Raw genomic sequence first — 12,341 nt, forward strand, 5'->3', positions numbered from 1 at the left:
AATCAAGAGGGAGCATTGCAATGTACGCTGATAAAAAGAAAATCGAATGGTTGCTGTTTGATAGTGGTAAATCAGTTCGTTCTATATCTATAGAATCTGGCGTACCTTTAACTACGGTCAGTGATCTCGCAAATAAGCGCTCTAGTATAGACAATATGAGATTCATCAATGCTATAAAATTAAATAAATTAGCTGAAGAAACCATTGATACTAACGCTTCAACTAAGTAACAAATTAAGAAAAGCCAGAAATACATGAGGCTTTTCTTAATTTTTTTATTGACCATATCGGTTTACCGATATATAATGATTTTGTAATCGATTTTAACTAATTTTTAGGAGTTGAAAATATGAAATTATTAAACCCAAAAACTGTTTTAGCTATTGGAACATTTGCTGCCACACTTGGTTTCGCTGGATCTGCTGATGCTGCTTCAACTAACGTCATGTATCGCCTTTATAATCCAAATAACCATGAACATTTTTACACCTCTAGCACAAAAGAACGTGATCACCTAGTGAAGATTAAGTGGGGGAATTATGAAGGCCCTGCTTGGGAAGCACCGACTAGCGGTGGTCATCTTGTCTATCGTTTATACAATAAAGGTCTTCGTGATCACCATTACACAGCTAGTTGGGATGAAGTGAAATGGTTGACTAAAAATTACGGCTGGACTTATGAAGGGCCTGCCTGGCGTTCTGCCGAAAAAAATAATAAACCGATCTACCGCCTTTTCCTTCCTGGTGTAAAATCTGGCTCACATCACTACACTGCAAGTTGGAAAGAAGTACAATGGTTAACCAAAGACTATGGCTGGAAATACGAAGGTATCGGTTGGTATGGCGCTGACACCTCTAAACCCAAAGTGAATAAATCAGCTTTAGAAGCTCTTTATACGAGCGTTAAGGGAACGAAAAAAGGTGACTATACCGACAATACCTGGAACGCATTTCAAACTGCTTTAAATAATGCTAATAAAGTGTTAAATGACTCAAAAGCGACTCAAAAACAAGTGGATAGTGCTAAAAATAATTTAGATTCTGCTTACAAGGGATTAAAGAAAAAACCAGCACCTACTGTGAATAAAGCTGAATTACAAGCTTTATACAACCGAGTAAAATCAACTGCTAAAGGAGATTTTACAGAAGAATCTTGGAATAATTTTCAGACTGCTTTATCCAATGCTAAAAAAGTACTAGACGATTCTAAGGCTTCTCAAACCCAAGTAAATAATGCTAAAAATAGTCTAGATGCTGCATTTAAAGGGTTGCAACACAAACCTGAAACGCCATATATGGTTACCATTAACCATATTGACAATCAAACAGGTCAAGTGATTGCTACAGATCAAGCAAAAGTAACTTCTGGTTCTACTTACACTGCTAAGGCAAAAGCATTTAAATATAGCGAAGGCGCTAAAGATAATTTTAGCTACAAAGTGATTGGTAATGATACTCAAAGCAGAACAATCACAGGTAATACAACAATCACATTCAATTATAATCAAGTGCATCAAATCAATTTGTTGTGCAATAACAACTACAAAAATGAAGGACGAGTTAATATTTTGAAAGAACAGATAGTCAACGTCACTCACGGTGACAGTGTCACTTTAACTGCGCCTTCTATTCAAGGATATGTTTTAGACGATCGGGTAGAACCAACAAATTCAGTAACCTTAAACAATGTGACTGAAAGTCAAAATTATATTTTCAACTACACTCGTAAATTTAATGTGACTGTTAATCATGTAAATGCTGATACCAACGCTGTTCTCTCTAGTGAATCAAAAACAGTATACGAAGGGGATAGCTTCTCTACTCCTTGGAAAAATATGACTGATCAAAATTATTTCTTGTGTAGAAATGACGATCCTTCCATTAGCGTAGATAAAAACGGCCAACGAGTAATCAATAATGTTGACCAAAATCGAACGATCACGTTCAAATACAAAAATATCTCATTAAGTGATTTAAACAACTATGTGCGTCAAAAAGAACTTGTATGGTTAAATAATTATCGTCAACAAAACGGTGCAGCTCCAATGCAATTTAATGATATCGTTCAACAAGCTGCTGATATACGTGCAAAAGAATTACAAGTAAGCTTCAGTCATTATCGACCTGGCGGCGGTACTTTCCAAGATCTCTTAGAAAGTTTAGGCTGCTACGGCGCTAAAGGAGAAAACATAAGTCAAACTGGGCTGTATATTGATGACCTTTTATCAGACGATGGTGCTATCGATGCCATGGTAGGATGGAAAAATAGCCCTGCCCATAATGCAAATTTACTTTATAATAACCAAAGTATTCTCGGATTAGGTCATAATTTTGTAGTTGACTCTGCTGGTAGAATTGGCGTAGATAATGTATTTATTAGTGCGAATCCAATCTTCAAATAAAAGAAAACAAGGCTGATTCTCAGCCTTGTTTTTATATTTATTTGAGTTTTAAAACTACATAGCCCAATGATGCTAAAGTAAGAAATAATATACTTCCAATAACAGTTAGCACTAAATGATTCGATCCAGTTTTTGGCACAATGATCTGAGGTAAGTTAGGTTTTACCCCAATCGTTACTACATTAGTTGCTTTCTCAATACTTTCTACTGAAACTTTTGCTTGGTTGTCGATATCCAATTCTTCATTCAAAGGAGTTTTAGCTGTAAATATCAGTTGAATTTCTCGTCCATCTAAAAGATTGTTACTTAAGAAATCAGCGGAAGCTTCCCACTTCAGCGTTCTTGAATTGCTATCATAGGTTAGTGTACCTTCTGAAGTAATATCTTTTCCTGTACTCATATCTATCACTCGCGCATAACCTTCTTTATACGTCAAACGAGCTTCCACTGGATCTTGAATACTAAATTGCTTGTAATGATCTGACGCAATGTCTACACCTTTTGTATGCCATTTTTGTGTGACTAGATATTGTACTTCAGATCCTGCATTTAAAGGAGCTGTAGGCGTTCCTTTTTTACCATCATTTCGACCATCAACATCTTTCCCATCTTGTTCCACTTTTTTATTTGGTTTAAGAGAGAAATAGTTTTCTACTGTATTTGTTTTTTGTGTTCCTTTGTTCGGATCATTGTTAAACGTTACAGTAGCCACATTTGGTGCAATTCCTTTTGCATCATTTTTTGCTTTCATATGGAGCTGCAAAATGTAGTCCCTACCGTAATTTGCAGCATTGGCTAGAAAGCTGTCAGAAGCAGTATAAGTGACTGTATTACCTGATACAGTTAATTTTCCTCCTGTATCTGCTTTTTTCCAAGTACCATTCGCTTCAACATACCACAATGCACCATCATAGTTTTTCCCATCCGATACCATATCAAAATTTTTGCTGTCAAAGGTATCAGTGATTTTAAATGATTTGTATTTGTTCATTGTGTTGACTGTTAATGCATCAAACTTTTGGTGAATATGATAGTAAACATCTGATCCTTGTGGAATCACTTTTTTGTCAATATTGTGTGCTGCCTCTTCAGTATTAGCTTTGTTAAACACTTCTTTTGTAGGCTTCGATGGTTGTGGTGTCCATAGCAATGCAGTATCAAAGCTAAACATCATACTATTCGTATTTGCGCCAATCATGAATGTTGGGGAAGCGCCTTGAAGCGTATACGTTACACCACTTCTGTGATAAGTATCAGCTCCTACAACATCGGTGAAATGATCATTCGAGCTATAAGCCTTTTCTGCACGTCCTCCCACTACTTTTGAAGTTAAATTGTTTGTTGATAACGCAGGAGCTTTGTATTCTGCACATGCTGTATCTGTTGTGACAAAATAAGGTAAGCTACCCATTTTTTCATACCCAACAAATTCTCTCATATCAATATTACGTTCACCGACAGATTCATTATTGTCATTATACCAAGACACACGTTGCTGATACTGTCCATTTAAACTGTAAATAGATAGAAATGTATCATTCAACTCAATACCAGCTGCTCTCATCGATCTCATTTTTGAATTAATTTCTGGCTGTGGTTCACTCAAAGCTACTTTTGTTTTTGATCCTGAATACTTAAAATCTAGTTTTACATTCATAACGTTGATTGACTGCATGAAAAAGCCTCGATAAATGTTTTTATCAAAGAGCAAATAATTATAATACTTTTTCCCATTAATTGTTTTAGCTAATCCGTCTTGGTTAACCCCAGCGTGCGCTACAAAATTAGAAAAAGTTACGTCGCAATCAATTTCTTTTCCTAGATAAGTGCCCACCTTTTGATAATGGGCAACAATTTTTGACGTGCTTTTCAAATCTTTGACTTTTGGCCAAGCAAGTACTTTTTGTTTTTTAGTTGAATACTCATCTAGTATCTTAAATCCATTGATCCCAGTTACTTCGATATCTCTCAATGAATCACTATCATGATAAAGTACCAGATTATTATTCTCTTTGATTTGACTCGGATCAACTTTTTCTAAGGCCTGGACTGCAGTTCCCCTTGCAAAAAGAAGAAGGAACAAAAACAACACTAAAGTAAATACTCTTCCCGTAGTGCAATGAATTTTATTTTCCATAATGCCCTCCATCTATTATTTTGTTAAACGATTGTAAGCTTCTCATTCTTTTTTTCCTAATACCCACGTTACCAATCCTGCAAGAAGAAACAAACTAGCCATAAAAATTGGATTGATTAAGAGCGTGTTAATCACTTCTAGTGGCATGGAAGCATGCTGGATATTTAGAAAATGAACGAACAATCGTTGATATCTTGGGTAAATTGATAATTGAGAAAAAACTAAACCGCAACACAATATTGTTGCGGCTAAAAAAGATAGATTAAAAGCTAACATTTTTATTATTTTCATCATTTCATCCTAATCGTTAAAAAATAAATGAGTGAAAAAATCCCAACAATTATCAAAAAAGTTTTTCTTTACACCAGTTGATACAACTTTTTTAATTTCTTCTTTCGGCTCTGATTTCTTTGATTTAGGATATAACCAAACATCCGTCAAAAATTCACCCTTTTCATCTGAAACAGGTGTCAATAAAACAATATCTTCGCTATTTGAAATGTTTTCAGGGCTTGATTCATTGACGATATAGTATGCTTGTTTTTTGTTTGCAGGTACTTCAATTGAAAAATCAATCACGCCTTCCTGATCATCAATTGTTTTGGTTTCTCCTTCAGTTACTTTTTTCAACTGGTCGTATGAAAGTTTTTTTGCTCGATCTTTCAATTTTGACTCAATTATTTCTACCGATTGATTTTTCTCATTATCATCTTGTGTCATTTCTTCTAAGATATTCGTGATATCGTAGACAATAAACTTTGCGCCATTGACACCTTCTTGCTGAGCTACTTGCCTTCCTTGATTGTTGATTCGATTCGAAGAAATAATTTTTTGAATATGAATGTTTTGCTTGATTACTTGCGTATCTTCTACTTCTTGCAGTTTTTCTGAAGTCTCTGAAGAACTTTCTGACGTTGATTCCGCTGATTCAGTAGAACTCGTACTTGAATCTGCCGTTTCTTCTGCAGTGTTCTTCGAACTGTCCGTGTCGCTTGTTGCAGTTGTTGAACTATCTGTTGTCTGACTGGTAGTTGGAGTGGTACTGCTATCAGCAAAAGATATCTGTGAGTAAGCTGCAGTTGCAAAGAGAGCTGCTACACAAACAAACAGCCATTTTCTCTTATTCATTCCGATCTCCTCCTTATTTTTTTTATAAATAAAAATAATAGGAACGCAAAAAAAGCGAATAGCAGTGCTAATCGCCAATCCAATGAAATTGATTTCCTATTTTTTGCTTTTTTCTGTAGTTTTAAATCTTCTTTACTGAATGAAACTCGTTCACCATACACTAAAAAGCGGTGTGAGTTGACACCTTTTGGTGTGCATGTCATTAACGTGATCCTATCATGGTCTTTTTCAGGCATGAGATAATCTAAATAATTTTTTTGTAATTCTTCTGCTTTAACTTCTTCAATTCGATAAATTTGATAGGCATGTTGTTCTTCATTTACCTTAATAAAGAATTTTTGCCCTTTTTTTACTGAAGGCAAATCATCGAAAAGATTATCTTTATAAAGTCCACTGTGCCCCGCGATTAAAGGATTTTTACCGTTTCCTCCTGTAATATCGCCAGTTCCTTCCGTAATCCCTACACCATTCTCTAAAATTTTGTCGGAAGTTCCGTCATAAATTGGTAGTTTTAAAGAAATACTTGGAATTGTAAGAACACCAACAGGATCGCCTAACTCTATTTTCGCAACATCCAAAGAAGAATCTGTTTTTTCAAGATTTTCAATGGCTAAAATTCTTTGCTTTTGTTGAAATTTAGCTACATTTGTTTCCACAACTGGAATTAAATAGACTGCTACTGCCGACAGCAACCAAAAAAATATCATCAGTTTGTGCATGACTCTTCTTTTTGGGGGCTTACTAATAATCATTAGCTGATCCTTCTAGGCTTTCTTCTTAAAGTAAACAACTGCAGAAAGTGCCCCTGCTCCTAGCAACAAGCAAGAGATCAATACATACGTTTGGAAACCATTACTACCTGTTAATGGAATAGCTGCTTTTTGATTATTTTTAACAGTGATTCGATTTTCCTCTTTAAATGAGTTTTTGTTTACTTTAAATGCAATATCTTCTGTTAATTTTTGGTAACCAGTTGGTGCTTTTGTTTCTTCCAATGAATATTCACCTTCAGTTAAACCAGTGATTTCAAAGCGCCCTTCTTTATCTGATTTTAGGATCGCTGCATTTGCTACATTGTCTACCCATACTGCTTCTTTGACACCGTCTTTATCCGTATCAACTAATCCACCCTGACACTCCACACGACTAAAGTCATGGGGTTCTTAGGTAATACACCCAAACGGGCGCAAATTTACTAAGCTATCCCCGAAAGTCCTTCGGTTCTAATGTTTATACTAGCGTTGATATCTCTGTCATGATTTGTTCCGCAATTGCTACAAGTCCATTCTCTAATATCTAACTCTTTCTTACCGTCATTATGACCACAAGAAGAACATATTTGCGAGCTAGGGTAAAAACGGTCGATTTTTACTAACGTTCGACCTTTCCATTCACACTTGTATGTTAATTGCCTTACAAATTCACTCCAAGATACGTCTGCTATTGATTTAGCTAATTTATGATTTCTAACCATGCCTGTTACATTCAAGTCCTCAATACAAATGATTTGGTTCTCATCAGTTATACGAGAAGACAGTTTGTGTAAAAAGTCATTTCGTTGGTTAAAAATCTTTTCATGGATACGTGCCACTTTCACTCTTTGCTTTTGGTAGTTTTTGCACTCTTCTAATTTACGATTATGCTTCTTTGCTACTTCTAAGCGTCTTGAAAGTTTACGTTGCTCTACCACTAAGCGTTTTTCTAATGATCGATAGAATCTCTCGTTTCCTATCTTCTCACCTGCGGAAGTTATGCAGAAATGAGTAAGACCCAAATCTAAACCAATGGATTCCGTCACAGGATCTTTTTGGAAGTTTTCAATATCGACTAAAAAAGTTGCAAAATATTTTTCTGTTTTTGACTGGCTGATTGTCACATTCATTAATTTACCATTGAAACGCAACGTTTCAGCCATTTTTACCCAGCCAACCTTGGATACATAAAAGTAGTTTCTATTCACCTTTATACCCATAGCTGTTCGATAGGACTTTTTGGAATACTTCTTACTTTTGAATTTAGGAAATCCAAAAGTAGAGTTGAACGTATTTTTAAATGCTTTATTTAGATCCATGGCTACTTGGCTAAGTGGTTGAGCTTCAACTTCTTTTAGCCAAGCGTATTCTTCCATTTTTTTCAATGAAGCATACGTTGTCTTATCTTCTTTGTAATCGGCATTTTCTTTTTTCTTCTTGTAATTCGTTATACGTTGATCTAGTAGAAAGTTCCAATAGAAACGAACGCATCCGAATGTTTTTTGAAATTGAATTTCTTGCCGACAGTTGGGGTAAATCCTGATTTTATGAGCCTTTTTCATTTCTGCACACCTCCTTAACGCAATCAATATCTTGTTCTTTGGTTCTCAACATATCGCTTGATAATTTCGCTAGATACATTTCCTGCGGTTGAAACAAAGTATGAACGTGTCCAAACACTTGGCATTTTACTTAAGTGTTCAAACTCTTGCCGGATTATGCTAGATGTCTTACCTTTTATTATCTTCATGATTTTAGAAGGAGAATACGTAGGCTGAACATTTATTAATAAATGACAATGATCTTTATCTGTTTCTATTGCAATGATGTTCCACTCGTTTTCCTTTGCTATTTCTTGAACGAGTGCTTTAAATCTAGCATCTACTTCAGAATTAACGAATATTTTCCGACGATACCTTGGGCAAAAAACAAAGTGGTAATTGACTAACGATACAGTTGTCTTTGAGTGTCTGTATTCGTTATCCATACCTTAATTTTAGGTTAAGCCATGTACTAAATCAATGTTAATATACACAAAAGAATGAAGAATTTTTTATGTGGAGTTTGTTCACATAGGTTCGCTACTTCCTATGCAGTTCTCTGATGAACTTCTGACACTTTCGTGCCAGCACAGACTATATCTTATCCGTTGGCTTTACCCAGTACGGCGAAACCACTTCCACACGCTTGTGTGTACTTCCCTCAAGAGGAATAGTCGTTGAACGTTACTCTGTTCGAGTCTTCGCTGCAGATTGCCCATTGTCGCAACACTTAGGATTTAACCATATGCTATCGAGTAAATTTTTTCTGCTTTCGCCACGGTCACGTTTGCCTATTTCAAGACTACGTTGTCGTTTTACTCGCTTTAGGGGTTCCCCGCAATTCAGTTTCTTTGTTGGGATATACGAGATTTTATATATTCCACTAAGCACAAGTTTCCCTATGCTCTTACAGTACAGTGCGGGCTATCATCCACACGGTTAAAACCGTGGGTTTTCTCGCCCGCAAAAGCTATAAGTTCGTCTCAACTGTTCAAAGTTTTTCATTGAACCTAACAAACAAGCTTTCTCTTTTCCTGTTAACTGCATATCATTGATATATTGCGCGACAGATAATCTTTTAAGGTGTTTTTGCTTCATCGTTTTTAGTAACTTTTCTTCCATTTCTTTCGACACTTTTTTTCTGTTTTCGATTTCTTCATAATTCATGAGTTTTCCTACCTTCCTTGTTTTTTGCAAAAATAAAAAAGCCTATGATCACATACGCTCTACACTTCAGTCTTGGGTTATCTTTTTCTTTCGTTTAATTACTGGCCGTGCTGGTTTCAAATCCTTGATTCCATTATGGGTTCTCCAATAATCGAATTCTTTTCGCAATCTTTCTTTTTCCATATCTGTTCCTTTAGATAAGACTTTGAATACTTCTTTAGGTGAATAACCACGAGCTAACAGCTGTACATACCTTCCTTTTGTCAAAGTATCCATATCCATCGCCTCTAAAACTGGTCGCGCCATCTACTATTCCTCCTAAATAAATTCCTTACTCAATGCCTAAGGTAATACTACCTTTTTATTAATCGTCGTGACTCCTTCTAAGCCTTTATCTGTAAAATTTATTCCTCCAGTTTTTATTCTTCTTTATCCGCTACAAATTCAATGATTTCAAAGCTGACAATATAATCACTCAAATATGACCAAGTATCTTCAACAGATAATTCGTCTCCATTATCATTCATAAGCGTCATTTTAAACCATTCATTACCTTCATCATCTTCAGGTAGCAAGCCGAATCCAATTGGATTATCAGTCAATGTTTGATCGTATAAATCATCCTCGTCTAATGCTAAAACATCTAATCCTTTACAATTTCCGCCCCTTCTAAACGTCACAAATCCTTTGTAATCCCAACGTTGGAAAGAAACCTTAATAGTATGTGTGCCCAATCGTATATTCGGATCATAATTTTTCATTTGTCATTCCTCCATTACGTAAATTTCATTTTCTCTATGTTTTATATCAATTTTTTCACTTTATTCAGGACTTGTTCATATTTTATCGTTTTTCGTTTACTTAAAAATACATAAAAAATTTCGACTCGTTTATGGCGTCCGAAACGAGAAACCCTAGTAGACAGCGGTAAATGCTCGATTGATCCAATAATCAACGTCCTCGCAAGTATCTACATGTACTGCAGCACACGACACAATTTCTTGTGCGTCCTCCCCATTACGAGAAGACCTACTCCTTATTCCATGAGTTTGCGTCAAAGTCTAGATCCCTTAGTAGCTGCTCATGATTAATCTAGACGCTATTCTAACTTGTCTAACTTCTAAATTCCCTCTTGTTTACTCTGCGCTTATTATTTACACAAATTCATTTCACCACTATCCAAACAAGCGCATTTACTCGATTGACCAATTTTTTACGTTACCAATCGTTAAAACCTACCCCGTCACTCCCCGAAGGGAATTGTTGATAGATCAAGTCTACTCCTTATTTTTCTAGTGACTCTAAGTTCCTTTAGAAGTCTCGACAATATTTTCAAGCAAGCGAAAAACGATAAAATACAAGTTATGAGAATGATCAATTCAGCCGATCAAACGCCCCATCCCTTTTGCGGTACAACGCAAGACTCCATTTTTTCTTCGACCAATCAGTACACCGTTTTGGTCATAAACATGTTTGATTGTTGGATATAGCTCTTTTAAGGGGATAGGATCTTTTAAAATTATTTGCTTTTGTTTCCCAATGTAATAAATCATTTCCTCTGAGACTTTGTCTTTCTGGATTATATATTTCTTACACTGCACAACGGTTTTACTTTGGCCAGTTGATAGTTTCTTCGTGATTTTCTCTGTAGCGGTACACCGTTTACCGTAGTGACAAATATCTTTGAGACTCAAAATTCCTGTATATGACATAAAATAAACCACCCAATTTCTTTAAATATTTTTAACAAGTTTTTCTTGTTATTTTTCAAAAATAGAGAATTGATTTTCGTTCATGACAAACAAAAAAGAGGGAACGCATCCAAACATGCGTTCCCTCTAATTTCAGCGTTCGTCATACGGCAAAGAGCCACACGGACATTTTTATAACATTATGCTTAGGCATAGATTCATCGTAATATCACGTATTTTTAACCTTAACACAGCCAAAAAAAGTGGTATCACTTTTGAATATCTGTTATACTAAATCCATTGCGGGTAATACCGTAACACTGAAAGGTTAACGCATTAAGGGCCAAATCTTAATGCCGTGTATGAACGCTGACGAAGGTTACCAGCCTTCCGAGTTCATACCGCCTTTCTTTTTTTTGTATTTTCAATTGTCCAAATTTATCATCCAAAAGTGCAGAACGAAAATCAATTCATCACAAGCATAGCAGACAATTAAATTTATACAAAAAATGTAAGCGAATAATATTCGTATTGCCTGAAAAGAAGTAATATCAAGATTTTTAGCTTGTTTAAATAATGAAATTATCTCTCTTCGCGTATTATTATAACTCAAAAAAAAGGAGTATGCAAACATACGTTCCCTTTTCTATATTTGAAATTAATTATTTCTTTTAACACTTATGACGTAAAAGGCTACGTTTGTGATTTTTATCATAATATTTTAACTTATAAATTCTATTAAAATAGCTATTATTTTGTAATATTCGTAATATAATTAGAATAATAAAAAATTTTTAATTTTAATGTTACTTCATGAAGCAACAATCACTTTGTCAGTAAAGTTTCACTCTAACCAGTCTTTCGTAATAGTGCTTGGGGAGCTTTCATAATTCAAACGTTTTTCACTTGATACTTTAGCAGCTATTGGTTTTTCGATAAACCAATTTTTTACATAGACAAAAATCAGGTTCTGGATATTTTCGACTTTTTCGGTTTTTAATTTTTGATAGGCTTTTAACAGTGTCGTGTATAATTCTTGTTCTGCATTGACATAATAACTATCGAGTTCTTCAAAAACTATCGAAATACCACTTTCTATTTCAGCTTTTTTCTTTGCATTATGAATAGTCTGGACGGTTTTTTGAGCTTCACTGTAACTTGAAGAAAATGTTTTTATCAAATTTAATACTCGTTCAGGGACAAACGTAGCAATGCTGTCGTTTGTCATAATTGTCTCAAAATTGTCTAACAACAATTGATCTTGTAGGCGGTCTTTTTCAGTGTCTATATTGTGTCTATTAGTGTCTAATATATTATTATTAAGTTCTGGTATGATTTTCATACCCTCTGATTTATCAACGTTTTGGCACGGTATGATTTTCATACCCTCTTGAGCCCCAAGGGATTCAGCGTCTGATTTTTCGTCGAGGGTGGGTATGATTTTCATACCCTCTGATTTATCAACGTTTTCCCTATTCTCTCTATCAAATTTTTCGAGTAAGTAGATATCATTTTCTGAGACTT

General features: G+C 35.1%; 12 protein-coding genes and 1 pseudogene. 2 read left to right on the forward strand and 11 right to left on the reverse strand.

The features are described 5' to 3' along the window. Window positions 1-20 precede the first annotated feature (20 nt). Both A5849_RS13900 and A5849_RS13905 read left to right on the forward strand, forming a co-directional pair. A complete protein-coding gene (locus tag A5849_RS13900; protein ID WP_002311538.1) occupies window positions 21-230 on the forward strand; it encodes a hypothetical protein in 210 nt (69 codons plus the stop codon). 119 nt (window positions 231-349) lie between these two features. Further along, entirely contained in the window at window positions 350-2,401 is a 2,052-nt protein-coding gene (locus A5849_RS13905) for a CAP domain-containing protein (RefSeq protein WP_086310182.1), read from the forward strand. A 37-nt stretch (window positions 2,402-2,438) separates the two neighbouring features. Here A5849_RS13905 and A5849_RS13910 read toward each other — a convergent pair whose 3' ends face one another. The 11 genes and pseudogenes from A5849_RS13910 to A5849_RS13970 all read right to left on the reverse strand — a co-directional run. Further along, window positions 2,439-4,538 carry an isopeptide-forming domain-containing fimbrial protein gene (locus A5849_RS13910; protein ID WP_174129716.1) on the reverse strand — a complete coding sequence of 700 codons (2,100 nt, stop codon included), beginning with the start codon at window positions 4,536-4,538 and terminating at the stop codon, window positions 2,439-2,441. Between the two features lie 300 nt (window positions 4,539-4,838). Next, a complete protein-coding gene (locus tag A5849_RS13920) occupies window positions 4,839-5,666 on the reverse strand; it encodes a pilin N-terminal domain-containing protein (RefSeq protein ID WP_086310184.1) in 828 nt (275 codons plus the stop codon). Next, entirely contained in the window at window positions 5,663-6,418 is a 756-nt protein-coding gene (locus tag A5849_RS13925) for a class C sortase (protein ID WP_086310185.1), read from the reverse strand. The genes A5849_RS13920 and A5849_RS13925 overlap by 4 nt, the downstream gene beginning before the upstream one ends. A 12-nt stretch (window positions 6,419-6,430) precedes the next feature. Continuing rightward, window positions 6,431-6,796: pseudogene (locus tag A5849_RS13930) on the reverse strand (prealbumin-like fold domain-containing protein); the annotation flags it as partial. Between the two features lie 65 nt (window positions 6,797-6,861). Beyond that, entirely contained in the window at window positions 6,862-7,980 is a 1,119-nt protein-coding gene (gene tnpB, locus A5849_RS13935) for an IS200/IS605 family element RNA-guided endonuclease TnpB (RefSeq protein ID WP_002311530.1), read from the reverse strand. A gap of 23 nt (window positions 7,981-8,003) precedes the next feature. Continuing rightward, window positions 8,004-8,405 (reverse strand): IS200/IS605 family transposase, encoded by a 402-nt coding sequence (gene tnpA / locus A5849_RS13940; protein ID WP_086310186.1) that lies wholly within the window; start codon window positions 8,403-8,405, stop codon window positions 8,004-8,006. 493 nt (window positions 8,406-8,898) lie between these two features. After that, on the reverse strand, window positions 8,899-9,126 hold the full coding sequence (locus A5849_RS13950; protein WP_002299891.1) for a hypothetical protein: 228 nt from the start codon (window positions 9,124-9,126) through the stop codon (window positions 8,899-8,901). 66 nt (window positions 9,127-9,192) lie between these two features. Beyond that, a complete protein-coding gene (locus A5849_RS13955) occupies window positions 9,193-9,432 on the reverse strand; it encodes a hypothetical protein (RefSeq protein WP_086310187.1) in 240 nt (79 codons plus the stop codon). A 113-nt stretch (window positions 9,433-9,545) separates the two neighbouring features. Beyond that, complete coding sequence (locus A5849_RS13960) at window positions 9,546-9,887, reverse strand: DUF5406 family protein (protein WP_002295674.1); 342 nt, start codon at window positions 9,885-9,887, stop codon at window positions 9,546-9,548. A gap of 618 nt (window positions 9,888-10,505) precedes the next feature. Continuing rightward, window positions 10,506-10,838: a type IV conjugative transfer system protein TraE gene (gene traE / locus A5849_RS13965; RefSeq protein ID WP_002323647.1), complete on the reverse strand. Its 333-nt coding sequence runs from the start codon at window positions 10,836-10,838 to the stop codon at window positions 10,506-10,508. 823 nt (window positions 10,839-11,661) lie between these two features. Beyond that, window positions 11,662-12,341, reverse strand: a 680-nt coding sequence (locus A5849_RS13970) for a replication protein RepA (protein ID WP_086310188.1), incomplete at its 5' end; no start/stop codon positions are given.

It is taken from the genome of Enterococcus sp. 10F3_DIV0382 (assembly GCF_002140245.1).
GTDB lineage: Bacteria > Bacillota > Bacilli > Lactobacillales > Enterococcaceae > Enterococcus_B > Enterococcus_B lactis.

Bases quoted from the DNA above. Each gene is read 5' to 3' on its own strand.
- A5849_RS13900 (WP_002311538.1), top strand. From the start codon at position 21: ATGTACGCTGATAAAAAGAAAATCGAATGGTTGCTGTTTGATAGTGGT.
- A5849_RS13905 (WP_086310182.1), top strand. From the start codon at position 350: ATGAAATTATTAAACCCAAAAACTGTTTTAGCTATTGGAACATTTGCT.
- A5849_RS13910 (WP_174129716.1), bottom strand. From the start codon at position 4,538: ATGGAAAATAAAATTCATTGCACTACGGGAAGAGTATTTACTTTAGTG.
- A5849_RS13920 (WP_086310184.1), bottom strand. From the start codon at position 5,666: ATGAATAAGAGAAAATGGCTGTTTGTTTGTGTAGCAGCTCTCTTTGCA.
- A5849_RS13925 (WP_086310185.1), bottom strand. From the start codon at position 6,418: ATGATTATTAGTAAGCCCCCAAAAAGAAGAGTCATGCACAAACTGATG.
- tnpB (WP_002311530.1), bottom strand. From the start codon at position 7,980: ATGAAAAAGGCTCATAAAATCAGGATTTACCCCAACTGTCGGCAAGAA.
- tnpA (WP_086310186.1), bottom strand. From the start codon at position 8,405: ATGGATAACGAATACAGACACTCAAAGACAACTGTATCGTTAGTCAAT.
- A5849_RS13950 (WP_002299891.1), bottom strand. From the start codon at position 9,126: ATGAATTATGAAGAAATCGAAAACAGAAAAAAAGTGTCGAAAGAAATG.
- A5849_RS13955 (WP_086310187.1), bottom strand. From the start codon at position 9,432: ATGGCGCGACCAGTTTTAGAGGCGATGGATATGGATACTTTGACAAAA.
- A5849_RS13960 (WP_002295674.1), bottom strand. From the start codon at position 9,887: ATGAAAAATTATGATCCGAATATACGATTGGGCACACATACTATTAAG.
- traE (WP_002323647.1), bottom strand. From the start codon at position 10,838: ATGTCATATACAGGAATTTTGAGTCTCAAAGATATTTGTCACTACGGT.